The organism is Pseudomonas sp. NFPP04 (assembly GCF_900113815.1).
Taxonomy (GTDB): Bacteria; Pseudomonadota; Gammaproteobacteria; order Pseudomonadales; family Pseudomonadaceae; genus Aquipseudomonas; species Aquipseudomonas extremorientalis.
Genome location: NZ_FOQS01000015.1, coordinates 115,136 through 142,088 on the forward strand (window position 1 = coordinate 115,136; position 26,953 = coordinate 142,088).

Annotated in this window: 19 protein-coding genes and 2 pseudogenes; 14 read left to right on the top strand and 7 right to left on the bottom strand. The window is 59.1% G+C overall.

What is annotated here, in order from left to right; genetic code table 11:
- Window positions 1-35: 35 nt before the first annotated feature.
- Window positions 36-4,301 carry a dermonecrotic toxin domain-containing protein gene (locus tag BM017_RS25565; RefSeq protein ID WP_092249720.1) on the bottom strand — a complete coding sequence of 1,422 codons (4,266 nt, stop codon included), beginning with the start codon at window positions 4,299-4,301 and terminating at the stop codon, window positions 36-38.
- 174 nt (window positions 4,302-4,475) lie between these two features.
- Here BM017_RS25565 and BM017_RS25570 point away from each other — a divergent pair, with 174 nt between their 5' ends.
- Complete coding sequence (locus BM017_RS25570) at window positions 4,476-4,784, top strand: RcnB family protein (RefSeq protein WP_092249723.1); 309 nt, start codon at window positions 4,476-4,478, stop codon at window positions 4,782-4,784.
- A 77-nt stretch (window positions 4,785-4,861) separates the two neighbouring features.
- Window positions 4,862-6,055 carry an MFS transporter gene (locus BM017_RS25575; protein WP_092249726.1) on the top strand — a complete coding sequence of 398 codons (1,194 nt, stop codon included), beginning with the start codon at window positions 4,862-4,864 and terminating at the stop codon, window positions 6,053-6,055.
- Here BM017_RS25575 and BM017_RS25580 read toward each other — a convergent pair.
- Window positions 6,018-6,290: a DUF1652 domain-containing protein gene (locus BM017_RS25580; RefSeq protein ID WP_071489650.1), complete on the bottom strand. Its 273-nt coding sequence runs from the start codon at window positions 6,288-6,290 to the stop codon at window positions 6,018-6,020. The genes BM017_RS25575 and BM017_RS25580 overlap by 38 nt on opposite strands.
- A 102-nt stretch (window positions 6,291-6,392) precedes the next feature.
- Window positions 6,393-7,889: a PAS domain S-box protein gene (locus BM017_RS25585; protein WP_071489649.1), complete on the bottom strand. Its 1,497-nt coding sequence runs from the start codon at window positions 7,887-7,889 to the stop codon at window positions 6,393-6,395.
- A 119-nt stretch (window positions 7,890-8,008) separates the two neighbouring features.
- On the opposite strand from BM017_RS25585, the gene BM017_RS25590 reads away from it, so the two are divergent.
- Window positions 8,009-8,629, top strand: coding sequence for a transglycosylase SLT domain-containing protein (locus BM017_RS25590; protein WP_092249729.1), 621 nt, complete (start codon window positions 8,009-8,011; stop codon window positions 8,627-8,629).
- Window positions 8,630-8,864: 235 nt separating this feature from the next.
- Here the strand turns inward: BM017_RS25590 and BM017_RS25595 are convergent, their stop codons facing one another.
- From BM017_RS25595 to BM017_RS25605, 3 genes are all read right to left on the bottom strand, one after another.
- Window positions 8,865-10,037, bottom strand: coding sequence for a hypothetical protein (locus BM017_RS25595; protein WP_170856120.1), 1,173 nt, complete (start codon window positions 10,035-10,037; stop codon window positions 8,865-8,867).
- Between the two features lie 14 nt (window positions 10,038-10,051).
- The gene (locus tag BM017_RS25600; RefSeq protein ID WP_092249731.1) at window positions 10,052-10,939 is read right to left on the bottom strand and encodes a nitrilase family protein; all 888 of its coding nucleotides are present in this window, start codon (window positions 10,937-10,939) and stop codon (window positions 10,052-10,054) included.
- Between the two features lie 112 nt (window positions 10,940-11,051).
- Entirely contained in the window at window positions 11,052-13,001 is a 1,950-nt protein-coding gene (locus BM017_RS25605) for a flavin monoamine oxidase family protein (protein WP_092249734.1), read from the bottom strand.
- Between the two features lie 524 nt (window positions 13,002-13,525).
- Between BM017_RS25605 and BM017_RS25610 the strand changes: the two are divergent.
- From BM017_RS25610 to BM017_RS25650, 8 genes and pseudogenes are all read left to right on the top strand, one after another.
- Window positions 13,526-13,653 (top strand): annotated as a pseudogene (locus BM017_RS25610) (type II toxin-antitoxin system HicA family toxin); the annotation flags it as partial.
- Window positions 13,654-13,664: 11 nt separating this feature from the next.
- A pseudogene (locus BM017_RS25615) lies at window positions 13,665-13,799 on the top strand (type II toxin-antitoxin system HicB family antitoxin); the annotation flags it as partial.
- A 39-nt stretch (window positions 13,800-13,838) separates the two neighbouring features.
- Complete coding sequence (locus BM017_RS25620; RefSeq protein ID WP_092249737.1) at window positions 13,839-14,183, top strand: FKBP-type peptidyl-prolyl cis-trans isomerase; 345 nt, start codon at window positions 13,839-13,841, stop codon at window positions 14,181-14,183.
- A 446-nt stretch (window positions 14,184-14,629) separates the two neighbouring features.
- Window positions 14,630-17,335, top strand: a complete 2,706-nt coding sequence (mgtA, locus tag BM017_RS25630; protein WP_092249740.1) for a magnesium-translocating P-type ATPase — start codon at window positions 14,630-14,632, stop codon at window positions 17,333-17,335.
- A 16-nt stretch (window positions 17,336-17,351) separates the two neighbouring features.
- Window positions 17,352-18,068 (top strand): MgtC/SapB family protein, encoded by a 717-nt coding sequence (locus BM017_RS25635; protein WP_092249743.1) that lies wholly within the window; start codon window positions 17,352-17,354, stop codon window positions 18,066-18,068.
- 301 nt (window positions 18,069-18,369) lie between these two features.
- Entirely contained in the window at window positions 18,370-18,996 is a 627-nt protein-coding gene (locus BM017_RS25640; RefSeq protein ID WP_092249746.1) for a response regulator transcription factor, read from the top strand.
- 1 nt (window position 18,997) lies between these two features.
- Window positions 18,998-22,612 carry a transporter substrate-binding domain-containing protein gene (locus BM017_RS25645; RefSeq protein WP_092249749.1) on the top strand — a complete coding sequence of 1,205 codons (3,615 nt, stop codon included), beginning with the start codon at window positions 18,998-19,000 and terminating at the stop codon, window positions 22,610-22,612.
- Window positions 22,613-22,746: 134 nt separating this feature from the next.
- The gene (locus tag BM017_RS25650; RefSeq protein WP_092249752.1) at window positions 22,747-23,169 is read left to right on the top strand and encodes an ANTAR domain-containing protein; all 423 of its coding nucleotides are present in this window, start codon (window positions 22,747-22,749) and stop codon (window positions 23,167-23,169) included.
- On the opposite strand, the gene dkgB is transcribed toward BM017_RS25650, so the two are convergent.
- Complete coding sequence (dkgB, locus tag BM017_RS25655) at window positions 23,166-23,981, bottom strand: 2,5-didehydrogluconate reductase DkgB (protein WP_092249755.1); 816 nt, start codon at window positions 23,979-23,981, stop codon at window positions 23,166-23,168. The genes BM017_RS25650 and dkgB overlap by 4 nt on opposite strands.
- 186 nt (window positions 23,982-24,167) lie before the next feature.
- On the opposite strand from dkgB, the gene BM017_RS25660 reads away from it, so the two are divergent.
- The 3 genes from BM017_RS25660 (at window position 24,168) to BM017_RS25670 (ending at window position 26,936) form a co-directional block, all read left to right on the top strand.
- Entirely contained in the window at window positions 24,168-24,806 is a 639-nt protein-coding gene (locus BM017_RS25660; protein WP_092249758.1) for a TetR family transcriptional regulator C-terminal domain-containing protein, read from the top strand.
- A gap of 150 nt (window positions 24,807-24,956) precedes the next feature.
- Window positions 24,957-25,748, top strand: coding sequence for an enoyl-CoA hydratase/isomerase family protein (locus tag BM017_RS25665; protein WP_092249761.1), 792 nt, complete (start codon window positions 24,957-24,959; stop codon window positions 25,746-25,748).
- A 27-nt stretch (window positions 25,749-25,775) separates the two neighbouring features.
- Window positions 25,776-26,936, top strand: a complete 1,161-nt coding sequence (locus BM017_RS25670; RefSeq protein ID WP_092249764.1) for an acyl-CoA dehydrogenase family protein — start codon at window positions 25,776-25,778, stop codon at window positions 26,934-26,936.
- Window positions 26,937-26,953 lie beyond the last annotated feature (17 nt).

A 26,953-nucleotide genomic window follows, 5' to 3' on the forward strand; every position in this document is an offset into this window, starting at 1 on the left:
AGACAAGCCGCTTTGTCTCCATCCACTCGCGGTGCTCAGGGTCGGAAGATGAAAGGTGATACCTGCGCCTGGCCGCTGCGTTGCACACCACCGATCAGCAGCTGCAGGTTGCCTGTGTTGCGTGCCTGGACAAGCATATCGCTCATCGGCGCCTGCTGTTTGCGCAGGTTGGCGGAAGTGGGAACCTCAGGGTTGTATTTGCGCGATGAAAGGACCCGGGCGTCCGTGTTGCGCAGCGTCATCCAATACACGGTCGGTTGGCCGGGTCGACGGAAGACCAGCTCGGTGTTGAACGCAGAGTCGAAGACTTCATAGTGACTGCCCACCAGCAGCTCTTTCATCAGCATCTTGGTGTTGGTGTTGGTAGTGCGTTCCAGCAGGTTGGCCATCAAGGTGGGTCGCAGGCCCTCGGTGTTGAACCGTATCAGTTCGAATTGATTGGAAACGTCCAATGACCATTCGAACGGGCTCAGTCCCTTGGACAACGTAGGCATCAGCGCCAGCGGGTCGCTCGCCAACACCGCGCTTTGCTCAGTCAGTGCCGCATCAACGCCCTTCGTCCAGGCCCTCCAGTCATGCACGTTCTTGATCAAGTGAGCGAAGCCATTCGCGTTCAACCCCAATGGGTTGGCCCGTTCGAACAGGCGCTGGCTCAGTTGCCCCAGCGTGTGCGGGGTGAAAAGAGGGAACATCTGGCTCATATGCCGGGTAAGGGGGCGGGGAAAGGGTACTTGGGGCACCACGAGCCAGTTATCCAGTTGAGCGTTGTATTCCACGATTCTGGGTTGTTCCAGGTTGGCATTCGCGAGGACATCTTCGAACTGCGCGAACGTCGAGTGCGGTCGGTTTGTCGGTGTAATGACGGTCTTGGCGCCTTGTACGGCGACGACGGTATCGCCGGGCAGAATCGCGTAGTAATGCTCGCCGATCTTGATGTAGTCCTGTAACGCCTGGCTGGGGGTGGCGTTGCTCCGCCGCCAGATGCCCGGGCGTCCCGGTACGGCGGTCATTGCCTGGTGTTCAAAGGCTTGCCCCCACTCCAGGAAGCGCTCGGCGGCCGGGCGTTGGGTGACCGTGGGCGGCGCAGGCGCAGGCGCAGGCGGTCGGTGCGGGCCGGGCGCGGGGTCGATTGTGCCGGCCGCGTGTGAGCCCGGCAGGTCTGTGCCTCTCAAACGTGCCCAGAAGCGCTCCTGGGAAATGCGCAGGTAGGTGAAGCTTGTATCGAGCTGGTCTGGCGCCAGCCTGAGGTGCAGCACCGTTTGCATTTGATGTTCCAGCACGCGGTTCACGGGAAAATCGAATGACTCGAATACCCGTCGGGCCTGCTGCTGATCCAAATGCGGGAAGAGGTCTATCAAGGCTCTTTCGGGCTGGGTCGGGTAAGAGTTTCCACCGCGCAAGCCCAGGTACGGAGAGCGTATTTCCCACACACCTTGTGCGGTGCGGTAAAGCGGGTCGCCTTTATAAGCGCTGGGCGCCCGCCGTGGGTCCCTCAGCCGCCAGACTTGCGCATCGTTATCCCGGCGGATCGAATACCAACGCTTGTTCTCCAGCAGAAAATGCCGGGGCGCCTCATAGGTGCCCGGCGTCACAGTGTCTTGCACGTAAATCTGCTGACCCGCCCAGCCCGCCAGGGGGGAGATGCCTTCCGGCTTCTTCCTTAATGCCAGCATTGGGTTGATCGCACGGCCGCGACCTATGGCAGTACCTGTGGGCGTGACGCGCGCAGCCCCCATGACGCCATCCAGCACGGCCCCGACCATCTCACCCAAGGCACGCACGACGTACCCAGCGGCGGCCGCACGGTCGCCGAGCTGTGCGGCTTCCACGGCATTGATGATCGACAGCAGACTTCTGGACAGACCGACAGGCAACATCACCTTCACCGGGAAAAACAGGGTCGCGAAGTCCAGGGCCGCGGTGAGGACGGTCGTCGCGCTCTCGAGATTGGCCTCCTGGGTGCTGGTCGACTGTGCATTCGCGTCATTGATCACCGCCGACGCTTCTGCCTGGTAGGCCTCTTCAAGAAAATGATCGGCGATGCGGCTCAAGGCGATCACTGTCTCGTTGGCGCCGCCTTTGAGCAGGCGCTGGATACGCGGGCGTGCGCTGAGTTCTACGCGGGCGGTCAAGTAGTCACGCCACGCCGCATGATTGATGAAGTCGCGGTGCATGGCCGATGCGTCGGCGTACTCGTGAAACAACCGCCCATTGGCGGCACCAGGGGTATACACCACTAGTGACGCGACACTCTGCGTCGCAGTGGAAAACACCAGGACGCCACGAACGCGTTCACCGCGCAGCTTCAGGCGGCTGACCATGATCCGGTGTTCTTCGACGGTAGGGCGCTTGTCGTCATCGACAGGCCCGGCGAGGGCGCTCATCACCCACTTGTAGCCGCGGTCCAGGCGGTCCGGCAGGAAGTCACCGGCGATTTTCGCTTCGATGGCGTCCACCCGCAGTTGCAGGGCCATGAAGCGGACGTAACGATCTTGCTCGGCTTGCGCTTCGTCGGAACTGATCAGGCGCTTTTTCAGGAATTGCTCGTAGCTGTTGCCAATGTTGACGCTGCGCACCAGGTCTTTGATTTGCTGCGTCGTCAAGGCGGAGTAAGGTTTCTGTTCGGTGTCCGTCAGCCGCGAAAAGTGGGTGAAGTTGAGATCCAGCCATTCGACGTTTTCAAGCGCCAACTCCGTCAGGCTGAGTGCGCGCTGCGTGTAGACCGGCGTGCCTGGCTCCGATGGATGCGGCTTGCCGCCGGGCACATAACTGCCGGTAGGCCGAAGCGCATAGGTTTTGGTGTGGATGATGAGGGTGTCGGGGTCGACCGCCAGGCTGTGGTCGTCGATAAGTCGCTGGCGCAGTTGTTCATTGCTGTAGGACAGCAATACGGAGGGATCACTGAATTGGGACAACGAAGGCAGCCCTTCCGACACGGTCAGGCCTTGTAATTCATCGGTGTAGTCCTTCACCGCATGCGCCCAGGTCTGCTGGTCGTCACGGCTTGCTTCCTTGAGAAACTGCTGGAGTTGGCGCCGCAGTTTCTTGGTGTGCCGGGCTATCAATACCCCACCGACGTCGAATGCGCGGGTGAAATCGGTCACCCTGTCGAGACTTGCCGGCAAGAGCCAGGCATCCAGCGTTGCGGCCTGACGCTGGTAGTGAGTGACCATCCAGGTGAAGTCCGCTTGCGTCCGTTCATGCAGTGAGTCCTGGCTATAGAGGAAGATCGATTCCAGCCGCTCGATGTAGCGAAATTGACCGCTGGCGATCTGTTGTTGATGAAACGCCAGGCCGCTCGCCCGGTCGTTTTCGCCCATCAGGCCCAGAATATCGGTGAACGCTTGGGGGTCGTTGAGTCGACGATGCAATTCGCGATCGAGGCTTGCCAGCGAATCGAAGGCTTCGAAGCCGCTGTTCGGCAGAAACAGCAAGACGCTGCCGACATTGGCCTGGGGTGTGATGTCACGCACCTGCGGTGGCGGCTCCTCACCCGCGCGGTGTACCTGGTCATCGTCCTGGTCACGGGCCGTGAGCACGAATGCGCCATACAGCGGGATATCCCGGGACAATTTGTCCTTGACCGCCAGCCCGTAGGCACAGGGACGATAGCCGTTCAAGGCACGACGGGATGCGGCATCCGGGTAGCCCATGACGCGCAGGAGCAGCAACTCGCTCGCTACATCGAGCACGCCATCAAGCTTCAACAGTTCCGCTTCGGCCCTCATTACGTCCAGGCGTTTCTCGGCCAGCCATTGCTTGCAGGTCCGCGTATCGTGGGGGCCGATGGGGGCATTCCAGAAGTGCTCCACATAGGTCTTGAAGCCCACGGCCAGGGTGCTGGTGAAGGTGTCGAGAAAACGGTCGAATGCTTGCGGGGTAAGACCCTGTACGGCACCGTCGTCACGGCCGTCGCTGGTCAGGTGGAAATGGGTCGGTTGCCCGGCATAGTGGGCGGCCTGTCGGGTGACCAGGCGTTCCACGACCGCATCCAGGAGGGTGGGTAGTAACGGGGTGGATGCGTCCTGCCGTGCGGTGGTGGTCGTGTTTGCTCCATGAGCTGTGGGCGCGGGGTCGATCCTGAGGAATGTCTTGGTCAGGTCGAGGGGCGTGGCCAGTGTGTTGAACGATTGATTGAACGCGTCCTGCACAAAGCTGCGGAAGGTGGGTTGTCGTTGGAACTGCTCGTTGATTTGGGCATTCAGCGTCTGGATTTTTTCGGTCAGGCGCATTTCCCGGCGGCTGTCGCGTGTGTGCAAAGTGGTGAGCATCGGGCTGGATAGGGCGTTGCTGTATCCCATGGCAATTACCTGCAAAGAAAGGTGAGCGGCCATGGTGGTGCTGGCGCGGGCACGCCGTGCGCTACTCAGGTAACACGTCAAGGCGGCACCTGGGAGGCGTCTGTCGCGGCGACGGAATGTTTGCGTGGCGCAGCGGTCCCAGCCTGGTAAGCCCCCATCATTGAAGGAGCACCCATGAAATCCAGATCCCTCGCTGCCTGCCTGCTGGTCGCCACCAGCCTGTCCACCGCCAGCTTTATCGTGCAGGCCGGTGACACCCCACAGGAAACCGTACAACCTTCGAACATCAATACCCGTGACTTGAAAGAAGGTGACCGTGCCCCGGATATCCTGATGCGCAAGGAGTCGGCCGTCAGCGACTGGAAAAAGCGCGGTCTCAAACAGCCTGAAGAAGACAGCCAGTGGGCGCGGGTAGGCGATAAGTTCGTGCTGCTCAAAACCACCAACGGCACCATTCTCGAGATCACCCCTGTCAAGAAATGACCTTGCATTTGTGCCCTGTTCCTGAGTTAAGGTAGCCGGCTGAAACGGCCGTGTTACCTTCAAGGAAAGAGAGCAGGATGCTTGCGACAATAAGAAACTACCCCCGCACTGTTAACCTGTTGCTGTCCGCCACATTGCTGCTCACGCTGGCCAAGGCAATCACGTTTCCCTACCTGGTGATCTACCTCACCCACCATTTTTCCCTCGACATCACCCAGGTTGGCCTGGTGATCGGCAGTTCGTTGATCGTCGGCTCGCTGCTCAGTGTGTATGGCGGTTTCCTGGTCGACCGTATCAACAGTTATCGGTTGTTGCTGACCTTCAGCGTGCTATTTGTGCTGGGCTTTGTCGGTACTGTTCTGGCCCAGAACATCTGGGCGTTCTACAGCTGCCTGATCCTGATCAACCTGGCTTATGCGGTGATCGATATCGCGGTCAAGGCCGGTTTTGCCAGCCTGTTGCCCGAAGACGCCCGCAGCGAAGTGTTTTCCATCAAGTACACCCTGACCAACATCGGTTATGCGGTTGGGCCCGCTTTCGGGGCGGTGCTGGCCAAGCTGGATATCAGCGTGCCGTTTATCCTTTCGGCGCTGTTGGGGGTAGGGTTTTTCCTGCTGTATTGGCGCTGGGGCGACCGTACCCTGGCCACCGTTGATGCCACGCAAAAGCCGGTGCCATTCCTTGCCGTCGGGCGAGTACTTTTAAGGGATCATCGTCTCGTGTGCTTCACTCTCGGCGGTGTACTCAGTGCCGTGGTGTTCGGCCAGTTCACCGCGTGGCTGTCGCAATACCTGGTGACCACCACCACCGCCGAATACACCTACACCGTGGTCAGCGCCGTGCTGACCACCAACGCGGTGTTGGTGATTGCCCTGCAATACCTGATCGGGCGGCGTATATCGCACCGTTACCTCGGCCAGTGGCTGGTCGCGGGCCTGGGCATGTTCATGCTGGGGATCATCGGGTTTGCGCTGTCCACCAGCGTACTGTGGTGGGTGCTGGCGATGGCGGTGTTCACCGTGGGGGAGATCATTGTGTTCCCGGCCGAGTACATGTTCATCGACCGGATCGCTCCGGACCACTTGCGCGGCATGTACTACGGGGCACAGAACCTGTCCAACCTGGGCGCCGCGCTGGGGCCGGTGTTGTGCGGGCTGGTGCTGGCCAGCCTGCCGGCGCATTACATGTTCTGGATGCTGGGAGCGTTTATCGTCGGGGGCGGGGTGTTCTACTTTATTGGGGCGTCGTTGAAGGCAAGTCATCCAGCGTGAGCTTGCCCATGGTGTTGCTCTGCAGTTCGTAACGCAGCTCTTCCACCATCTTTTCCACTTCTTGCGGGGTCTGCAGGCGGTTGGTGCTGATCCCGGTGACGACCAGGTCGACCCGGCCGGTTTCGGCGTCATAGACCTTGAGGGTCAGGGACGCATCCCGGCACAGGGTGAACTCGCACGTCAGCGGCGACAGGCCTTCTTCGATGCAGTTTCGCAGTTGAGAGAGGGTAAACATGCGGGTTCCTTCAGGCATTCAGTTTGATACCTTGAAGGTTATTGACTAGCCGTCGCCGCAATAAGGCGAATTCGCACTAGGTGCACTAGTGCATTTGCACTGTCACGGCTTGTTTTTGACCCGCAATTCCCCGGCGAACAGCCCGCGTTCACGGGCCCAGACGATGGCAGCGCTGCGGCTGTGCACCCCCAGTTTGGAGTACACCGTGGCCACATGATTACGCACGGTGTTGGGCGCCAGTTTCAGGCGCGAGGCGATCTCCTTGTCGGCCAGCCCCTCACAGATCAGGCCCAGTACATCGCGCTCGCGGGCGGTAAGGTCGGTAAAGGCCACGTTCGTTTGGCTGGCGCTGTTGACGCTCTTGGCGTTGGCCAGTTTTTCGATCAACGTCTGGCTGAACCACGAGGCGTCCTGCATCACTTCCTCGATGGCCGCCACCAGCTCCAGCTCCGAGCGTTTGCGTTCGGTGATGTTCATCATCACCATCAGGTAGCAGGGCACGTCCTGGATGATCACGGTGTCGGCGGAGACCACGCAGTCGATCACCTCGTTGCCTTTCTTGCGCACCTTGAGGTCCTGGCCGTCGAGGTTGCCGGCTTTTTCCAGGCTGGCGAACAACTGTGCGGCAGCCTGGGGGCTGTCGATAAAGTCGATGTCCTCGATCGATTTGCCGATCAGCTCTTCACTGATGTAGCCGGTGATGCTCATGAAGGCTTCGTTGATATCCACCACCTGGCGGTTACCGGCGCTGCACACCAGGGTCGGCACCGGAGTCAGGCGGAAGGATTTGGCGAAGCGCTCCTCACTCTGACGCAGGGCAATTTCCGCTTTGCGCCGTGGCTCCAGGTCCATGAAGGAAAACAGCATGCAGTCCTCTTCGTTCATGTCCAATGGCTGGCCAGCAACGATTACCAGCTTGCTGCCGCCTCCGGGCAGCCGTAGCTCCGCCTGCATCTGCGGGATGGTCGCGCCTTCGCCCAGGCGCTGGATGGCCAGGTCCTTGCGTTCGGCCTGTTCCAGTACATCCAGTTCATACACCGATTTGCCGATGACCTGGTCGCGGTTGTAGCCGGTCATCTCCAGGAAACCCTGGTTGACCTTGATATAGCGCAGGTCGCTGAGGCGACAGATCACCGCCGGCGCCGGGTTGGCATTGAAGGTTTTTTCGAAGCGCTGCTCGGCGCTGGCCCACTCGGTGGCGTCGCTGAGGATCAGCACCAGCAGTTCCGGTTCACCGTGGGAGTCGGTGATCACCAGGCTGCGCAGGCGGTGCACCCAGGTTTTTTCTTCGTCGGCGGTGGGCGTGACTTCCACCACCACGTCGCTGAACTCATCGCCCGCCGCGGCCCGGGCCAGCGGGTAGTTGTCTGCCTGCACCGGGTGGTTGTTGCGGTAGCGCAGGGCAAAGCGTTCGGCGTATTGCTGCCCGTTGGCCCCCAGCCCCATCACGTCACCCACGCCATGCATGGTCAGCGCGGCCTCATTGGCCCACAGGATGGTCTGGTCGACCTCGGCCAGAATCACCCCGTCGGACAGGCCGGAGATGATCTGCTGCAACTGGCGGCGGTTGGTTTCCTTGGCAAGCACATCCTGGGTCATAGGTCTTCCTGAGAGTGGGCGCATGGAATTACGACACCTGGGGCTCAGGATAGTGCAGGTGCACCAGGCGCAGACCTGCGTAAAATGCCCGTTTCATACGTATCAGGCACAGGTGCATTTTGAGCGCAGGCAAAGCCGTCGGACTGTTGTTACTCACCTCACTGCTGACGGCGTGCGGCACCTCGCCGCCACGTACACCAAATGATCTGTGCGGCATCTTCCGCGAAAAAGACGACTGGTACGACGCTGCCAAAGTCACGCAAAAACGCTGGGGCGTACCGATCCAGGTGCCGTTCGCGATCATGTATCAGGAGTCCGGCTTCCATCAGGACGCCTTGGCCCCGCGTAAATACCTGCTGTGGATCATTCCCTGGGGCCGCGTCTCCACCGCCGCCGGCTACGCCCAGGCCAAGGACGAGGTGTGGAACGACTACCGCAAGAGCACCGGCCGCAGCGGCGCCAGCCGCCAGGACTTCGACGACGCCATCGACTTCGTCGGCTGGTACATGGACAAGACCTACACCATCAACGGCGTCTACAAATACGACGCCTACGGCCAGTACCTGAACTACCACGAAGGCTGGGGCGGCTATCGCCAGCGCACCTACGCCGCCAAGGCCTGGCTGCCAACGGTAGCCAGCAAGGTACAGGCGCGGTCGCAGATGTATGCGGCGCAATATGCGCGGTGCAAGGATGACTTGGGGCGGGGGTTCTGGAGTCGGTTCTGGCATTGGTCTTAAGGGGCAGCCCTTTCAAGGTCTTAAGGTCACAGGCGGTAAGTACCCTGTGGCGAGCGGGCTTGCCCCGCGTTGGGTCGCGAAGCGACCCTGGAGGAAGGAATGCGGTGAATCAGGCACTCCTCGGCCGCTGGTTTTGGGGCCGCTTCGCAGCCCAACGCGGGGCAAGCCCGCTCGCCACAGTTGCAGTGACCGCCCTATTGGGAGGGTATCGTGAAGAGCACAGCGTGGGGATGAGCTACATCTGAATCAACCAACCCACCAAAGGCACTATCATCAGCGTACTCAACGCCATTGAGGTGACATTGCCAATGTACGGGTGAAAGTGTGCGGGCAAGCGACCTGCAATTGCACAGGCCAGTGGCGGCGCGATCAAAGCCCCGAGCAGTGCACTTGAACCGATGACGGTCCAACTGCCACCGTGGGTCAATACAGCCGCCGGGACCACTGAGACCAGTGGAACGTAGGTCGGATACCATCCGCGTTTCTTCCACTGTTTTCGCCAGATCGCGACACCCAGTGCCGATGTCAGCGCCTGGGCCGCTATCAGGGGCAACACCAGGCCTGATCCATACGCCGGGCTGATCGGGTTCAGCGCATAGGCTACCAGTACACCTGCCAGCAACCCGAGACTGGCAAGTTCGTTCCCGAAAAAAGGCGCTTCGGAAAAATCTGCGAGCACCCGACGCAGACTCCAGGCAATACCATAAGTGGGGGGCGGGGCGGGGGCCGGTTTGGCGAGGGCTATGTAATCAGAACTCACCAACGACGGCACTCGGCGACAAAGTACAAACGCAATGACGCTGCCGAGTGCCATGCCCACCACGTTGCCGATCACCACTGGAAGACCCAGTGGAACGCATACGAAGTTCACGATCAGCAGACAAAGGGGGGTCACCAGCAATGCGCCGAATACCGCACCGTTTACGGCAACTTTCCAGCCGCCGCCGAACATCAGCACCATGGCTGCCGGTAACGAGACGAATGCCGCAAACGTGGGTTGCCACGTTTGTGCGGTGACGCTCCAACCCCACAGAAGATTGCTCAACATCAGCCCCAGCAGTGAACTTGTCACCAACCAAGGCCATAGCCCTGTTCCGTAGGAAATAGAAAACCCTTGCCAGGCTTTACCGTGCTTGCTCGCCCACCATGCAAGGTAGGCGCCGCCCAACAAACCGAGCGATGCCAGTTCGTGCTTGTAGAAGGCTACTTCACTGATATCCCCGACTATCCACCGCAGCCAGGCAACGGGATGGGGCAGGCTTGTGATCATCTCGGTATAGCCCGGCCAGGACCACTGGTTGCTAAGTGCAACCCACAGCATCAATAGCACGCTGGCTAATCCCAACATCAGGACGGTTATATCGGCCATGGACCGGCGGGGCCTCGTTTCTGTAATGAGTGTTTTCATACAGAGCCCTCCGATCAGCGTGGAAGGGCAGGGTGGCGGGAGTAGCCAAGCATTTGATCGTAGAGATCATTGCGTCGATCACGCTGCAGGTCATTAAGGCTGTTCCAGATCGGAGCACTGCGGGCGCTGGTGATATCAATGTCGGCGAACAGGATTTCCTGGCGATTGGCTGAAGCTACCGGGCCTATAGGCCAGCCGTTGGTTCCGGCAATCAACGAGCATCCGAGGTAGCGCGCTTCCCGCTCTTCGCCAATGCGGCTGGCGGCAGCGATAAACACGTTATTGACGTGGGCGGCGGTCATCGTCAGGTACGACGCCATGCATTTGCCTGCCTCATCGAACAGGGGCGGAGGCGTCCACACCCAGTTGTTCAGGCTGCAAATGATATCGGCGCCCTGCTGGCTGAGAATACGTGGCACCTCCGGGAACCAGATATCCCAGCAAATCAGCAAGCCAATGCGGCCTATCGGCGTTTCAAATACTGGAAATCCGCTATCACCAGGCGTGAACCAGAGCTTTTCCAGGTTCCATAGATGTGCCTTGCGGTATTTGCCGATGAACCCATCGGGACCTAGCAGCACAGCCGTATTGAATAACTGCATACCGTCTATTTCGCACAGGCCCGCCACCAGGTACACCTGGTGCTTGCAGGCAAAATCTGCCCACGCCCGCACACTATCGCCGCCTGGTATCAGCTCTGCATGATCAAAGGCGTCCTGGCGGCTGCTGAAGAAATACCCGCAATTGGTAAGTTCGGGCAGTACGATCAGATTCGCTCCACCGTTTGCCGCCTCGGTCGCCAGTGCAAGACTTTGACGCAGGTTGTTGGTTCGGTTGTTCATGCCAACCTGAGGGTCCAGTTGGATGACGGCTACGCGGGCGGGGCTTGCTGGTTCGCTCATGGCGGTGACCTCTTATTGTTATGCAACCGGGAGTCGGTTGGGTGTTTATAAGAGGCGAACAAATGTTTAATTAAAAGTCAGGTGATTCCCGTTGCGTTGTAGTCTCTTTCTTTTACGGTTCAGCTTTGTAGAGTGGGTAGTCATGCATCGTAAAGTCGCCATTGAAATCGGCTTGGGTTTTACTGCAAATGTTTATCACGGTATCAATTGCTCCCCTGAAGCAAGGTTCCGTCCAACCCGCATCTACGGAGAAAGATTCACCGCAGAGATACAAACCTGAGGTGTGAGAAAAATCTCGATTGTATTTCAGTAGCTTCATGGCGTCGTAATAAGTACCTGCACGATAAAGTTTTGCACAGCCAAGGGAGTTTTTATCATTCATCCACCGTTGAACCACCGCGTTATCGCGTCCGATATACGGTGATATTCTTTCCTTTATATTGGCAGATTTCAAAAGAATTCTGTCGAGGTCTTCGATGCACCGGTCAACCAGTTCTTTGTCAGTAAATATCGATAGTTTGGTAGCGTCGTCTTCCCATGTGTAGCTGAGAAGGATGCAATCGTAGGTATTGGTAGCGTTGTAGCGGTAAGTGTATACGTCATGAATCAAGCTATCTGTGACGATGGCTTGAGGGATTTTTTTATTTTGAGAGAGAAACGACTTTTTGAGAGGTGCGTACACCTTGCAGCTGGTTTCCCAGTGGGCTGACTTATAGGCTTCTATGACTTCAAATGGAAGCATTTCCTGGGTGAAGTTTTCAATTGATATGTGTGTTTCGATCAGCCACGAAGGCAGTGTCATTACCACAGAGTCGTAATCGATGAACTCTTTCTTTGCCTGTTCTTTTTGTGTGATGTTCCAGTCGAAATAGACCCGTATTTTCCCGTTCTTTAGTTTCTTGAGCTTTGTCACTGCACTGCTGGTCATGAAACCTGAATGACTTTTTATGAGGTGCTCGTATAGAGACTCATGTGTTTCTTGGGATTTGATGAAAAGGAGTGATTCGGCCAGTGAACCAAGGCCGATGTAGGTGGGTTTGTTGAATGCAAGGCCTCTTGAATCCAAGGTCTCTGGATGATTCAAGTAAGGCGATGCTATCGGTTTACCGTCCACGTCTACGCGCCCGTGGATTAATTGCAGATGACTGCTGAATCCAAATATCGCCGTGCGAAGTGGGTAAAGCGAGCATACGTCATAGAATGCCCCCCAACTGCCGTCACCAATGCCGATGGCGTAGAAAACAGCGGATTCCTGTGCGGTCATACCCAAACCACCGAAGTTTCCAGGGTCGCTGTGGTGCCAGCCATCAAGGCTTGGCATTTTTACCAATTCGCGGAAGGAAACACTTTCATATTTTTTGACGATTGAATTCCACATGTGCTCCCAGCCTTCACAACCGTAATGCTCGGAGACAATCAGCGTCATTCGCTCGGCGAAGGTTTTCCATTTTGCGAAAACACTAGCCAGTGTTTGACCGGGAGGCGGTGTTTTGCCATCAGTATTTTTCCAGATAAGCATTGTGGGTTCGGTGCTGTCATCTATGCTCCCTTCACGTAGAAATATACCCGTGGACCGGACTGCAGGGCTGCCTGGGTTGGGAAAGTCTGTATGGCGCAATTCGAACTCGTTGGCGTAATAGGCCATGAGTGAACGCCCATCTTTAGGCAGTTCGTTTGATTTATTGAAGAACGGCATTCTCATTGCGCCCATTTCGAAAGGTGGTCTTCCAACGGTATCGGTATTGTTATTTCCAAGGGCCGTAAGGTGCCTGCCGCCTATACGTTGTGACTTTTCAATTAACGTTATGTTTGTGAAACCACATCGGTAAAGTTCACGTGCAGTTGTCAGTCCAGTAATGCCAGCGCCAATGATGCAAATTTTATGATGTGGCTCAGTGGCTTGGGCAATGCCATTGAATTGTTCCACCAAGGTGCGGTAGTCAAAACATAAGTCTGGTGGGTTTGGAAAGCTGGCCGCCCATTTGCTCTTGCTGGAGCGCTTTTTTCGATGAGCGTGTTGGGCTGTATCTGCGGGGTAATTAAAGGTGGAACCGATGGTCATTCTGATATTTCCTGTTCAGAGTTAACGGACTCTGAAAGGATGGATGTGAGCGCTGCTGGCCAGAAATAGGTTGCAGTTGGGTTTTGATGAGGGAAGTTCGTATTTTTTTGTAGGGGCGGTGCAAAAGATTTAGAGTGGGAGAGCATGCTTCACCCTTAACGACAGAGTATTACGAGCGAGGCTGCATGCACTCCAGTGAACGAGAATGGGCAGTGACCGACGAAGACTAGCCACGTGATTTGAGCGGCGCAAGCGGTTGGGATTCTTTCGGAAACGTTCTGCGAGATAAAGGGAAATGTCACTGACTTGAGGTGTGTCATCTCTCCAATATTCCGTATGGCGCCATAAGATCAAGGCGCAAAAACTGACATTAGTTCTCTGGCGCAAAGGTCTCGCACATCGTCATCATCACGGCACGCAAGCTTGCTTGAGGGGTAGCGGGCTTTTTTCATTGGTGTGTCATGTGTGTACAAAAAACGCATTGCCATTTAGCGGTGTGTAATATGCACACCTAAAGGTGGGCGATGAGAAGTCGAGAGGTGATTGACCTGTTGGTTGCAGATGGTTGGGTGGCGGTGAAGGGGAGTCATCACCAGTTCAAACACCCTGTGAAGCGGGGAGAGTAACCGTCCCTCATCCCAAGTCGGAGATTGCAGTATTTTCAAGTCAGTGCGGTTTAATGCCTCTTTGCCGGAACACCTGTTGCAACGCATTGATGAGCGTGTGCAGAAGGACCATCGCTATGCATCGCGGTCAGGGTTCTTGGCGACTGCCGCACTGCGCGAGCTTTCAGCGTAAACCAACTCAAGCAAACACTATCTATCCAACGGATTCCCCATGAGCCCCGAAGAACTCCAAATCACCGACATCCGCCCCGGCACCGGTAAAGCCGTGGTCAAGGGCGCGCTGATCACCACCCAATACACCGGCACCCTGGAAGATGGCACGGTGTTCGATTCGTCCTGGGAACGCGGCAAGCCGTTCCAGTGTGTGATCGGCACCGGGCGTGTGATCAAGGGCTGGGACCAGGGCTTGATGGGCATGCAGGTCGGCGGTGTGCGGACCTTGTTCGTGCCGGCGCATCTGGCCTATGGCGAGCGGTCGATGGGCGCGCATATCAAACCCAACAGCAACCTGCGTTTTGAGATTGAGTTGCTGGAAGTACTGACGCGGGATGATTGAGACCTCCTGGATAAACACTTCCTGAACCCTCCCTGAAGAATCTTCTTATTCACCATACGGAAACTTTCCTACGGTTTACTCTCCCATCATCGGGGCGTAAGCTTCGCGCGTTTTCATCAATAGCGGAGACCCTCAGTGGGTACTTGTTCGAGTGACAGTAGTCGGCCGGTTTCAGTAACCGGCACAGGCTTGGCAAGGTAACGCGCATTTTTCCGATGCCGTTGTCTCGCCACTAAAAGCGAGAAGCGGCATCCCGGCAGCGGCCAGTCCTGGCACCTGCCCGAATCCCTCTCATCGACGCTGACCAGCACCCGGTTCACCTCGGGATGCTACGGACGCGCCTGTCCTTTGCGGCAGGCGGGCCAAAGTGGCTGTGCCTGTAAACAGGGCGCGGCGCACAGGGCAGTACCTGCACGACGGTTTTTTCCTCGCGCAGGAGTAACACCATGAACCTCACTCTGCTCAAAGAGTTCTTTGCCGGCTTCCTGCGGACCCGGCACATCGCCCGGCATTTCCGCCGCCTGGCGATGCTCGAAACCGTGACCGACGCCAGCGTCAGCCGCGAAGTGCCGCCGACCCTGGCGCAAACCCTGGTGGTCTCGGCCAACAGCAGTGCCGTGCAATTGCTCGGTACCCTGGGCAGTCACGCCGAGGGGTTGAATACCCAGGAAGCCGACGCCCTGCGCGTGCAATACGGCCTCAACGAAGTCGAGCATGAGCAGCCGCTGCCTTGGTGGGTGCACCTGTGGCACTGCTACAAGAACCCGTTCAACCTGCTGCTGACGTTGCTGGCGGTGATCTCGTGGCTGACCGAAGACATGAAGGCCGCCACGGTGATTTTCTCCATGGTGGTGCTGTCGACGCTGCTGCGTTTCTGGCAGGAGGCCAAGTCCAACAAGGCTGCCGATGCCCTCAAGGCGATGGTGAGCAACACCGCCACCGTGCTGCGTCGCGATGAAGCCAAGCGCATCGAACTGCCGATCAAGCAATTGGTGCCGGGCGACCTGATCGTGCTGTCCGCCGGTGACATGATCCCCGCCGATTGCCGCGTGCTCAGTGCCAAGGACCTGTTCGTCAGCCAAGCGGCGATGACCGGCGAATCGATGCCGGTGGAAAAGTTCGCCCAGCAGCAGGACGCCAAGACCCGCAACCCGCTGGACCTGGAGAACATCCTGTTCATGGGCACCAACGTGGTGTCCGGCGCGGCGACGGCGGTGATCCTGACCACCGGCAACAGCACCTATTTCGGCGCGCTGGCCCAACGTGTAACCGCCACCGACCGTGCAACCACCTCGTTCCAGCACGGCGTCAACAAGGTCAGCTGGTTGCTGATCCGCTTCATGTTCGTGATGGCGCCGCTGGTGCTGTTCATCAACGGCTTCACCAAGGGTGACTGGACCGAAGCGCTGTTGTTTGCGCTGTCGATTGCCGTGGGCCTGACCCCGGAAATGCTGCCGATGATCGTGACCTCCACCCTGGCCAAAGGCGCGGTGTTCCTGTCGCGCAAAAAAGTCATCGTCAAGCGCCTGGACGCGATCCAGAACTTCGGCGCCATGGACGTGCTGTGCACCGACAAGACCGGCACCCTGACCCAGGACAAGATCTTCCTGGCGCGCCATGTGGACGTGTGGGGCGAAGAGTCCGATGACGTGCTGGAAATGGCCTACCTCAACAGCTACTACCAGACCGGCCTGAAAAACCTGTTGGATGTAGCGGTGCTGGAGCACGTGGAGGTGCATCGCGAGTTGAAGGTCGGCACCGCGTTCCAGAAAATTGATGAGATCCCGTTCGACTTCAACCGCCGCCGCATGTCGGTGGTGGTCGCCGAACAGGGTCAACCGCACCTGCTGATCTGCAAGGGCGCCGTGGAGGAAATCCTCTCGGTGTGCAACAACGTGCGCCATGGTGAAACCAATGAGGCGCTGACTGAAGAGTTGCTGGCGCGCATTCGTCAGGTGACGGCAGCGTTCAACGAAGAAGGCCTGCGCGTGGTCGCCGTGGCCGCACAGCCGATGGCACCAGGGCGCGATACCTACAGCCTGGCGGATGAGAAAAACCTCACGCTGATCGGCTACGTTGCCTTCCTCGATCCACCGAAGGAAAGCACCGCGCCCGCGCTCAAGGCGCTGAAAGCCCACGGCGTCGCCGTGAAAGTGCTGACCGGTGACAACGAACTGGTCACCGCCAAGATCTGCCGCGAAGTGGGCCTGGAGCAACAAGGCCTGCTGATGGGCAACGACATCGAGGACATGACTGACGCCGAACTGGCCAAGGCCGTGGAAACCACCAATGTGTTCGCCAAGCTGACGCCAAGCCACAAGGAGCGCATCGTGCGCCTGCTCAAGGCCAATGGGCATGTGGTGGGCTTCATGGGGGATGGCATCAATGATGCGCCGGCACTGCGTACTGCCGACATCGGTATTTCGGTGGACAGTGCGGTGGACATCGCCAAGGAAGCAGCCGACATCATCCTGTTGGAAAAGAGCCTGATGATCCTGGAGGAGGGCGTGCTGGAAGGCCGGCGCACCTTCGCCAACATGCTCAAGTACATCAAGATGACCGCCAGTTCCAACTTCGGCAATGTGTTTTCGGTGCTGGTGGCCAGTGCGTTCATCCCGTTCCTGCCGATGCTGCCGATGCATTTGCTGGTGCAGAACCTGCTGTATGACATTTCGCAGATTGCGATCCCGTTCGATAACGTCGATGACGAGATGCTGAGCAAACCTCAACGCTGGCAACCGGGAGATGTCGGCCGTTTCATGCTGTTTTTCGGGCCGATCAGTTCAATCTTTGACATCACCACGTTCGCACTCATGTGGTATGTCTTCGATGCCAACACCCCCGACCACCAGACCCTGTTCCAGTCCGGCTGGTTCGTGGTGGGGCTGCTGACCCAGACGCTGATCGTGCACATGATTCGCACCCCGAAGATTCCGTTCCTGCAAAGCCGCGCGGCGATGCCGTTGATGGCGATGACCGGCGTGATCATGGCGGTGGGGATTTTCCTGCCGATGGGGCCACTGGCGCACTACTTCAAATTGCAGGCGCTGCCGTCGCTGTACTTCGTGTTCCTGCCGGTGATCCTGCTGGCATACATGGCGCTGACCCAGGCGGTGAAGGGGTACTACATCCGTAAGTTTGGCTGGCAATGAACAGGGAAGATTTCCTATGCAAGCAATCAACAACATCAACCTCGAATCCCTGGTCGACACCCTGGTCAGCCTCACCGCAGCCTTCATCCTGGGTGGCCTGATCGGTTTTGAGCGTCAGTACCGCCAGCGCACGGCGGGCCTGCGCACCAACGTGCTGGTGGCGGTGGGCGCGGCGATTTTTGTCGACATGGCCAGCCGGCTCGGCGGTGCGGAAGGTGCGGTGCGGGTGGTGGCCTATGTGGTGTCGGGCATCGGCTTTCTAGGTGCCGGCGTGATCATGCGCGAAGAAGGCAATGTGCGCGGGCTCAACACGGCGGCCACCCTCTGGGCGTCGGCGGCGGTGGGCGCTTGCGCGGGTGCCGACCTGGTCCTCGAAGCGCTGCTGGGCACGCTGTTTGTGCTGGCGGCCAACACCTTGCTGCGTCCCATCGTCAATAACATCAACCGTCAGCCACTGGACGTGGTGTCGGCGGAAGTCACCAACATCTTGTACGTGGTTGCCCGGCGTACCCAGCAAAAGGCCGTTCTGGCTTTGCTGGAGGCCGAGCTGGCGCGCTGTAACTACCCGGCCAGCGATGTGGATGTGCGGCCTTTTGGCACGGAAGAAGTGGAAATCGAAGCCACCCTGGCCGTGACCTCGGTAGACGGTGATGAGCTGGACGCCCTGGTGGCGCGAATCTCGATGTCGACCCTGGTGGTGCAAGCGTTCTGGAGCCCCAGTACCACCGAGTAGTCCCCGCCTGTCAGGCCTTGCCCCGCGCTCAGCTGGTCATGCTATGACTAGGAAAAGTCCTACAAGCATTGGAGACTATCCCTTCATTTGACCGGACACGCCGTTGTTAAGGTTGCGCGCTTGCGTCTTCCCAGGAGGCAGGGCGCAGCTCTACGTGTTTAGCGTGTTCTATCAAAAGGAGGGGTCTGTACTGCCTGAGGTGTCATGCAGAGTAATCAGTACCGTTTGTCGGAACTGTTACTTTTCACAGGTAGATAGGTCCCGTGTGATATGTAAGCGTACTGATCCCTCGGGGAGTCTTATGAGCAAAGCTTTAATTGTGGACGATCACCCTTTTATCCGCGCCACCGTGAAGTACCTGTTGAAGCAGGAGGGCTTCGATACCATCTTTGAAGCGGGCAACGGCGCCGACGCCATGCAGATTGCTCGGGAGGAGCGCCCGGATCTGGTTATCCTCGATCTGGCAATGCCAAAGCTTGGTGGGCTGGAGGTGATCAGCCGGATAAAGGCGCTGGGACTGCCCTGCAAGATCCTGGTGCTCACGTCCTACCTGGCGGTATTTTTCTCAACTCGCTGCATGCGTGCCGGGGCCATGGGCTTTGTTGCCAAGACCGGTGAACTGGACGAATTGCAAAAGGCGATCAGGGCCATCAGGGCCGGTTACAGTTGCTTCCCGAGCACGGCCACCAGTTCAGTTCGCCGCGACGATTTGCAGACCACCGAACAGGAGTTGGTGGAGGCGCTGTCCGACCGCGAATTGACGGTACTGCAAAAACTGGCGCTGGGCCTGGGCAACAAGGAAATCGCCGAGGATATGCTGTTGAGCCACAAGACCATCAGCACCTACAAGACCCGCCTCAAAGAGAAGCTGCGCATGTCCTCGGTGGTGCACCTTTCCAAGTTTGCCCAGCGCAATCATCTGATCTGAAATGACCACCTCCCGGCTGGTGACATTCACGGCCATCCTGCTGATGGGGCTGTTGCCCTGTGCAGCGATGGCCCTGGACGAACCGCATGCCCTTCGACTGCTCGGCCATTCCACCCTGGAGCACCCAACAGTAGCGCTGGATGACAGCGACTGGCAGTGGCTGCGCGAGCGCCGCAGGTTGGTGATGGGCGTGTCGGCACCCGACTACGCACCGTTCGACCTGAGCAACGACAACGATTTTGAAGGCATCACGGCTGACTACACGTGGCTGATCAGCCTGATCTTGAATGTACCTATCGAGGTTCGGCGCTACGACACCCGTGATGAAGTGATCGAGGCGCTCAAGCTGGGCGAGGTGGATCTGGTGGGGTCGGCCAATGGTTATGAGGCGGCCGACAAGGCGTTGGTACTGTCGCGTTCCTACGCCAATGATCAACCGGTGCTGGTGACCCGCACGGGTGAAAGCCATTCCTTGAGCGCCGACCTGGCCGGCAAGCGCGTGGCGATGCTCTACCACTATATGCAACCCGAAGCTGTCCAGGCCTTTTACCCCCAGGCGCAACTGTTGTTGTACGGTTCGACTCATCAGGCTATCGGCGCCGTGGCTTTCGGCCAGGCGGATGTCTACCTGGGCGATGCCATCAGCGCCCGCTATCTGATCAACAAGAACCACCTTAATAACGTGCGCATGGCAGACTTTTCCGCGCTGGAGGTCAACCCGTTCGGGTTCGCGTTTACTGCCGACAACCAGCGTCTGTTGACGATCATCAATGCCGCGCTGGCTGTTATCCCGGCCAGCCAGCAGATGGAAATCCTGCGTCGCTGGAGTGCCGGCGGCAGTGGGTTCCTGGAGGCTGACCGATTACGCTTGAGTGACAGCGAGCAGCGTTGGCTGGAGAAGCATCCCCGGGTGAGAGTGGCAGTACTGGATAAGTTCGTGCCGCTGTCATTTTTCAATGAGCAAGGGCAGTTCATGGGGTTGAGTGACGAGGTATTGTCGCGGATCAGCTTACGCACGGGCTTGAAGTTCGAAGTGGTGCAGGGCAGTTCGCTGCCTCGGCAAGTCGACGAGGTCAGCGCCGGCCAGATGGACATGCTGGCGGTGATTACGCCCAGTGTCGAGCGTTCCGAAAAGGTGCGCTTTACCCGGCCCTACCTGTCCAATCCCTATGTGCTGGTGGTGCGCGCTGGCGACGAGCGTCTGCTGACTCTGGAGGACATGCCTGGCAAACGCCTGGCGTTCATTGGCGGCAACAGCCTCGCCGCGCAGATCGCCCGGGACTATCCAGGGATCGAGTTTGTCGACGTCGAGAACCCGGAGCAGGCCATGGAATGGGTGGCCAAGGGGAGTGCCGACGCGACAGTCATTTCATTGATCAGCGCACGCTACATGATCACGCGCAACTATCGCGATCGGCTGCGTATCACCAGCACGGTGGGTACGGAACCGGCGCGGATTGCCTTCGGCGTCAACCGCAGCCAGTTGGAGTTGTATTCGATCCTCGAGAAGGCGTTGTTGAGCATTACGCCGGAAGAGATGGACGAACTGACCAATCATTGGCGCAGTGAAATCATTATTGAAGACAGCTACTGGGTCAGTCATCGCAACGTGATTATCCAGGGGTTTGGCCTGGCCGCGCTGTTGTTGCTGATCACCCTGGGCTGGGTGTTCTACCTGCGCAACCTGATTCACAAGCGTGCCCAGGCCGAACGCGCCTTGAGCGACCAGATGCGCTTTATGAGCGTTCTGATCGACGGCACGCCTCACCCGATTTATGTGCGCGACCGCCAGGGGCGCTTGATGGCGTGCAACAACGCGTACCTTGACGTGTTCGGCTTCAAGCTGGAGGACGTGATCGGCAAGACTGTTGTGGAGACCGATACGGGCAACCCGCCCCAGGCCCAGTCGTTCCATGCGGACTACCTGGACTTGATGGAGCGCGGTGAGCCACAGATTCATGACCGAGTGCTGAAGGTGCCCGGTGGCGGTGTGCTGACGATTTACCAGTGGATGCTGCCGTACCGTGATAGCAACGGCAACGTGGTGGGCATGATTGCCGGCTGGGTGGACGTGAGCGAGCGCCAGCGCCTGTTGGGTCAGTTGCGGGAGGCGAAGGAAGACGCGGACGCCGCCAACCGTGCCAAGACCACGTTCCTGGCGACGATGAGTCATGAGATCCGAACGCCGATGAACGCAGTGATCGGCATGATCGAACTGGCGCAGAAAAATGCTGAGCAGGGGCACGTCGATCGAGATGCGCTGGAAGTGGCATCGATGGCCTCGCGCAGTTTGCTGGAGTTGATCGGCGATATCCTGGACATTGCGCGAATCGAAACCGGTCACTTGTCCCTGACTCTGGAGCCGGCCAACCTGCACGAGCTGTTGGCCTCTGTGGCGCGGGTGTTCGAAGGGCTGGCGCGGGATAAAGGCCTGTCGCTGAACGTAGAGCTCGACCCGATGATCGACCGACTGGTACTGATCGATCCGTTGCGCTTCAAGCAAGTGGTGTCGAACCTGTTAGGCAATGCGATCAAATTTACCTACTCTGGCCAGATACGCCTGTGTGCCCAAGCCGCATCGGTGTTGGCCGGTGAGCATTTGAACCTGCGGCTCTGCGTGGAAGATGCGGGGATTGGCATCAGTGCCGAAGATCAGCAGCGTTTGTTCAACCCGTTTATCCAAGGCAGCAATAACGAGCAATCGGCACGCAGCGGCTCGGGCCTGGGGCTGGTGATCAGCCGTAACCTGTGCGAGATGATGGGCGGCCAACTGCACCTGAGCAGCGTGCTGGGCAAGGGGACGCGGGTGGATGTGACACTGGCACTGGCGTTGACCACGGCAGCACCGGTTGGCTCACCGGTCCCCTGTGTTCCTGCCACGCAGGCATTGCAGCTTCTGGTGGTCGATGATTATCCGGCCAACCGCTTGCTTCTGGCTCGACAGTTGACCTTCCTGGGGCATCAGATCGTTACAGCCGAGGATGGCGCCGAAGGCTTTGCACGTTGGCAAACCGGGCATTTTGATGGGGTGATCACCGACTGCAATATGCCTGTCATGGACGGCTACACGTTGGCGCGTGATATTCGTGCCCAGGAACGGCAACGTGGCCTTGTGCCCTGCCTTCTGCTGGGATTCACCGCCAATGCCCAGCCGGAGGAGGTCGAGCGCTGTCGACAGGCCGGTATGGACGGTTGCCTGTTCAAGCCGACGGGGCTTGACGATCTACGTGCGGCCTTGGCGTCGCGCACTGCCAGCGCTGCAACGGAAGAAGCCAAAGCGCAATTTGATTTGAGCTCGCTGGTGATGCTGACAGGCGACGACACGGCCGTGCTCAACGAGTTGCTGGCACCCTTGCTCATTAGCCTTGCAGAGGACCTCCGAATGCTGTCGACCCTGCAGGACCGGGCCGATTTCGCCAAGTTGTATGACCTGGCCCATCGTGTCAAAGGCGGTGCGCGCATGGTCAAGGCCCAGGCGCTGATCACCTGTTGCGAGGCTTTGGAGGATGCGTGCGAAAGGCGCGACGGCGATGCGGTGGCGGTGGCGGTTGCGGCATTGAGCGTGGCTATCGATGGTTTGCATCATGACCTGAGCCAGTACTGCAAGCAGGCTTGACCGAAGCGGGCAGCCGTTCGGCGAATTTGGGAGAACTCCTACATGGAACGGGAACAAGCCTGATTTTGTCGTCGGTATATGTCTGGAGAATGGGCCTCGCTCACTGACGAGCACTGCCTGCCCAGGGGTTCGCCATGCCAAACAAAGCACTGACCATCCTGATTGCCGATGAGCAACACCTGCAACGCCTGTACATCGAAAAAATGCTCAACCAGTTGGGTTATCACCGCATCGTACCGGTGCAGACCTTCGAAGAGGTCCAACTACTCACCGCCATTCCGGCACAGCCTTTCGATGTGCTGATCATCAACGCGGGGCTGGCGATCCACACCTGCGGTCCTCAACCCCAGGTGCATCATGTGCTGGTCTATGACCACCTGGACCTGGGCCTGTCTGCCGACGCAACGCCGGCGGTGCTGGTACGCCTGCCCGGTGTGCCGGACAACGTCAATCTCGAACACTTCATGGACATCATCGACCCACCCGCGGCCGCTACGGGCCTGCGCGTACTGCCGTGGCTGCGGGAATTATCCCGCACGCCTGTGGCCGGGGTTTAGTCCCACTGGGGGGCGATACCCTTGGGGCTGGTGAGGCGATGGCCGCGTTCCAGCTCGGCCATCTGCGCCATGTCGGCAGGGCTCAAGGTCAGTTGCAGGGCCTTGAGGTTGCTTTCCAGGTTGGCGCGTTTGGTCGACGAAGGGATGACTGCATAACCCAGTTGCATCGCCCAGGCCAGTGTCACTTGCGCCGGGGTCGCCTGATGGCGCTCGGCGATTTGTCGGATCACCGGGTCCTTGAGCACTTCGCCGTAGGCCAGGGTCATGTAGGACGTGATCTGGATACCGTTGGCGGTGGCGAAGTCCACGACCTTGCGGTTTTGCAGGTAGGGGTGCAGCTCGATCTGGTTGGTGGCGATATTCTCCGCACCTACTGCCGCAATCGCTTGTTTCATCAGGTCGACGGTAAAGTTGGAAATGCCGATCCGGCGGGTCAGGCCCAGGCGCTTGGCCTCCAGCAACTGGCCCATGAATTCGGCGACAGGCACCTGGTCTTCCGGCGAGGGCCAGTGGATCAGGGTGAGGTCAAGGTAATCGGTTTTCAGTTTGCGCAGGCTCTCGCGCAGGCTGGGAATCAACTGGCCTTCGGCGAAGTTGGCGATCCAGATCTTGCTGGTGATGAACAGCTCATCGCGCGGGATGCCACTGTCGGCAATGGCCTGGCCAACATCGGCTTCGTTCTCATAGATTTGCGCGGTGTCGATGACGCGGTAGCCCAGCTCGAGGCCGGTGCTGACGGAATCGATCACCACCTGGCCTTGCAGACGGAAGGTGCCGAGGCCAAAGGCCGGAACGTTTTGCGTAGTGGACATCAGTAACTCCTGAAGGGGGGTGAACAATGGAGTCGAGTATCCGCCTGTCGTTCCTTCGGAAAAACCGTCGAATCCGAAAAGGACTCTTTACCGCAGATCACGAATTTACTGGGGGGGATGGGTGTCGCCGGGCTACCGCGACTGATGTAGAGTCGTGCTGCCGACTCAACCCAAGGAAATCGCCGCATGACCCAGGAATCCCGTTTCTCCCGGATGGACCCGGAAGTGCGCAAGGCCCATCTGGTCCAGGCCACGCTCACCTGTCTCAAGCGCGATGGTTTTCAGGGTGCGTCGATTCGCAAGATCAGTGCCGAGGCCGGGGTGTCGGTGGGGCTGATCAGCCATCACTATTCGGGCAAGGATGAGCTGGTGGCCGAGGCCTATCGCACCATCACCGACCAGGTCATGGGCCTGTTGCGCGCGACCATGGCCAAGGCGCCGCCGAACCCTCGGGAGCGCCTGTCAGCGTTGTTCCAAGGCTCGTTTTCCGCCGAACTGCTCGACCCGCACCTGCTGGACGCGTGGCTGGTGTTCTGGGGCGCGGTAAAGACCGCACCGGCGATCAACCTGGCGCACGAGCATTCCTACGGCGAGTACCGCACCATCATGCGCTCCGCCCTGACCGACATGGCCAGGGAGGAGGGCTGGAAGCACTTCGACGCCGACCTCGCCGCCATCGGCCTGAGCGCATTGCTCGATGGGTTGTGGCTGGAGTCGGGGCTCAACCCCGGTACGTTTACGCCCGAACAGGGCATCCAAATCTGCGAAGCCTGGGTGGATGGCCTGCAGGCTGGCGGTCGCCAGCGTTACCAGCTCAAACCCTGAGCCTTCTCCAGCCACCTGAACGCCAGGTTCAGGCAGGCCGTTTCCCTCCTGAAAAAATTTGCTGTTTGCTGATTGCCTTCTTGCTGAACACTTGTTTAGTATCGCCTCATGTCGCACCCCTCAGGTCAAATAAAACAATTCGAGGACGCCATGACTGCCGAATCGCCCGTGCTCACTCATGTAGAAGCTGGTGTTGCCTGGATCACCCTCAACCGTGGCCCGCAGCGCAACGCTCTGGACATCCCCACCCTCAAGCACCTGCATGCCTTGCTCGATGCCTTCAATACAGACGTCGCTGCGCGCGCGGTGGTATTGACCGGTAATGGGCGAAGCTTCTGCGCCGGTGCCGACCTGGCCGAGTGGGCGGATGCCGAAGCTCGCGGTGCCCTCGAAACCTACGGCTGGACCGAAACCGCCCACGCGCTGATGACGCGCCTGCACACTCTCGATAAACCCACGATTGCCGCGATCAACGGCACCGCCGTCGGTGCGGGCATGGACCTGACCTTATGCTGCGACCTGCGCATAGCGGCCCAATCGGCGCGCTTCAAGGCTGGTTACACCCGCATGGCCTACTCGCCGGACGCGGGCGCCAGTTGGCACTTGCCGCGCCTGATTGGCAGCGAACAGGCCAAGCGCCTGTTGTTTCTCGACGAGCTGTGGAGTGCCGAGCGTGCCTTGGCCGCGGGCCTGGTCGGTGAAGTCGTCGCCGATGACCAGCTCAATGCCTACACCACCGAACTCGCCACACGCCTGGCCAACGGCCCGACCTTCGCCTTCGCCCAGACCAAGACCCTGCTGCGTGAAGGTGCCGGGCGCAGCCTGCCCGAACAGTTGCAGGCCGAACGGGCGGCCGGCCTGTTGTGCGGGCGCAGTGCCGATGGCGCCGAGGCCTTGCGCGCGTCCGTGGAAAAACGCCTGCCGACTTTTTACGGCCAATAACACCACCACCTCCGAGCAGGTAGCGCCATGCATTTCCAACTCAGCCAAGAACAAGACATGTTGGTGGACGCGGTACGCAGTTTTGTAGCCAAGGAATTGTTGCCCCATGAAGCGGCGGTGGACCGTGCCGATGAGGTCTCTCCCGAGCTGGCCGCGCAGATCCGCGACAAGGCCATCGCTGCTGGCTTCTACGCCTTCAACATGCCGGAGGCGGTGGGGGGCGGTGGCCTGGACTATCTGTCCCAGGCCCTGATCGAGCGGGAATTGTCCAGGGTGTCGTGGGCGCTGCATGTGTTTGTTGCGCGGCCGTCCAAGATCCTCATGGCGTGTACGGGAGCACAGATTGGCGACTACCTGCTGCCGTGTGTGCAGGGCAAGAAAATCGACTGTTTCGCCCTCACCGAACCCGGCGCCGGCTCCGACGCCAATGCCATCAAGACCCGCGCCGTACAACGTGGCGATGAGTTCGTGATCAACGGCAGCAAGCACTTTATCAGCCATGCCGGGCACGCCGATTTCGCCATCGTGTTTGCGGTCACCGACACCTATGAACACAACGGTCGACAGCGCAACGCCGTGACCGCGCTCCTGGTGGATCGCGGCACGCCCGGCATGACCATCCGCCGTGGCCCCAAGTGCGTGAGCAACCGGGGTTATCACACCTATGAACTGTACTTCGACGACTGCCGCGTACCGGCTTCCAAGGTACTGGGCGAAGTGGGCAAGGGCTGGGACGTGGCCAACGCCTGGCTCAACGCCGGCCGTGTGATGGTGGCCGCCAACTGCGTCGGCCAGGCCCAGCGCGCGCTGGATGTGTCGCTGCAATGGGCGGCGGACCGCAAGCAGTTCGGCCAGCCCATCGGCACTTATCAAGGCGTGAGCTTCAAGCTGGCGGACATGGCCACACAGATCCGCGCAGCAGAACTGCTGACCCTGCACACCGCCTGGAAGATGGACCAGGGCAGCATGACCGATGGCGAGGCCGGCATGGCCAAGCTGTTTGCCAGTGAAACCCTGGGCAAGGTCGCCGACGAGGCGGTGCAGATTTTCGGCGGCATGGGCCTGATGGAGGAAGGGCCGGTGGAGCGCATCTGGCGCAACGCACGGATCGAGCGGATCTGGGAAGGCACCTCGGAAATCCAGCGCCATATCATCGCCCGTGAACTGTTGCGGCCGCTGTTGCGCTGATCGGCGCGGAGAACGCT

What these genes read in the sequence shown, in the direction of transcription:
- BM017_RS25620 (WP_092249737.1), top strand. Translation starts at nt 13,839, where the DNA reads ATGAGCCCCGAAGAACTCCAAATCACCGACATCCGCCCCGGCACCGGT.
- BM017_RS25660 (WP_092249758.1), top strand. Translation starts at nt 24,168, where the DNA reads ATGACCCAGGAATCCCGTTTCTCCCGGATGGACCCGGAAGTGCGCAAG.
- mgtA (WP_092249740.1), top strand. Translation starts at nt 14,630, where the DNA reads ATGAACCTCACTCTGCTCAAAGAGTTCTTTGCCGGCTTCCTGCGGACC.
- BM017_RS25645 (WP_092249749.1), top strand. Translation starts at nt 18,998, where the DNA reads ATGACCACCTCCCGGCTGGTGACATTCACGGCCATCCTGCTGATGGGG.
- BM017_RS25585 (WP_071489649.1), bottom strand. Translation starts at nt 7,889, where the DNA reads ATGACCCAGGATGTGCTTGCCAAGGAAACCAACCGCCGCCAGTTGCAG.
- BM017_RS25635 (WP_092249743.1), top strand. Translation starts at nt 17,352, where the DNA reads ATGCAAGCAATCAACAACATCAACCTCGAATCCCTGGTCGACACCCTG.
- BM017_RS25650 (WP_092249752.1), top strand. Translation starts at nt 22,747, where the DNA reads ATGCCAAACAAAGCACTGACCATCCTGATTGCCGATGAGCAACACCTG.
- BM017_RS25570 (WP_092249723.1), top strand. Translation starts at nt 4,476, where the DNA reads ATGAAATCCAGATCCCTCGCTGCCTGCCTGCTGGTCGCCACCAGCCTG.
- BM017_RS25665 (WP_092249761.1), top strand. Translation starts at nt 24,957, where the DNA reads ATGACTGCCGAATCGCCCGTGCTCACTCATGTAGAAGCTGGTGTTGCC.
- BM017_RS25640 (WP_092249746.1), top strand. Translation starts at nt 18,370, where the DNA reads ATGAGCAAAGCTTTAATTGTGGACGATCACCCTTTTATCCGCGCCACC.
- BM017_RS25575 (WP_092249726.1), top strand. Translation starts at nt 4,862, where the DNA reads ATGCTTGCGACAATAAGAAACTACCCCCGCACTGTTAACCTGTTGCTG.
- BM017_RS25670 (WP_092249764.1), top strand. Translation starts at nt 25,776, where the DNA reads ATGCATTTCCAACTCAGCCAAGAACAAGACATGTTGGTGGACGCGGTA.
- BM017_RS25565 (WP_092249720.1), bottom strand. Translation starts at nt 4,301, where the DNA reads ATGGGATACAGCAACGCCCTATCCAGCCCGATGCTCACCACTTTGCAC.
- dkgB (WP_092249755.1), bottom strand. Translation starts at nt 23,981, where the DNA reads ATGTCCACTACGCAAAACGTTCCGGCCTTTGGCCTCGGCACCTTCCGT.
- BM017_RS25600 (WP_092249731.1), bottom strand. Translation starts at nt 10,939, where the DNA reads ATGAGCGAACCAGCAAGCCCCGCCCGCGTAGCCGTCATCCAACTGGAC.
- BM017_RS25595 (WP_170856120.1), bottom strand. Translation starts at nt 10,037, where the DNA reads ATGAAAACACTCATTACAGAAACGAGGCCCCGCCGGTCCATGGCCGAT.
- BM017_RS25580 (WP_071489650.1), bottom strand. Translation starts at nt 6,290, where the DNA reads ATGTTTACCCTCTCTCAACTGCGAAACTGCATCGAAGAAGGCCTGTCG.
- BM017_RS25605 (WP_092249734.1), bottom strand. Translation starts at nt 13,001, where the DNA reads ATGACCATCGGTTCCACCTTTAATTACCCCGCAGATACAGCCCAACAC.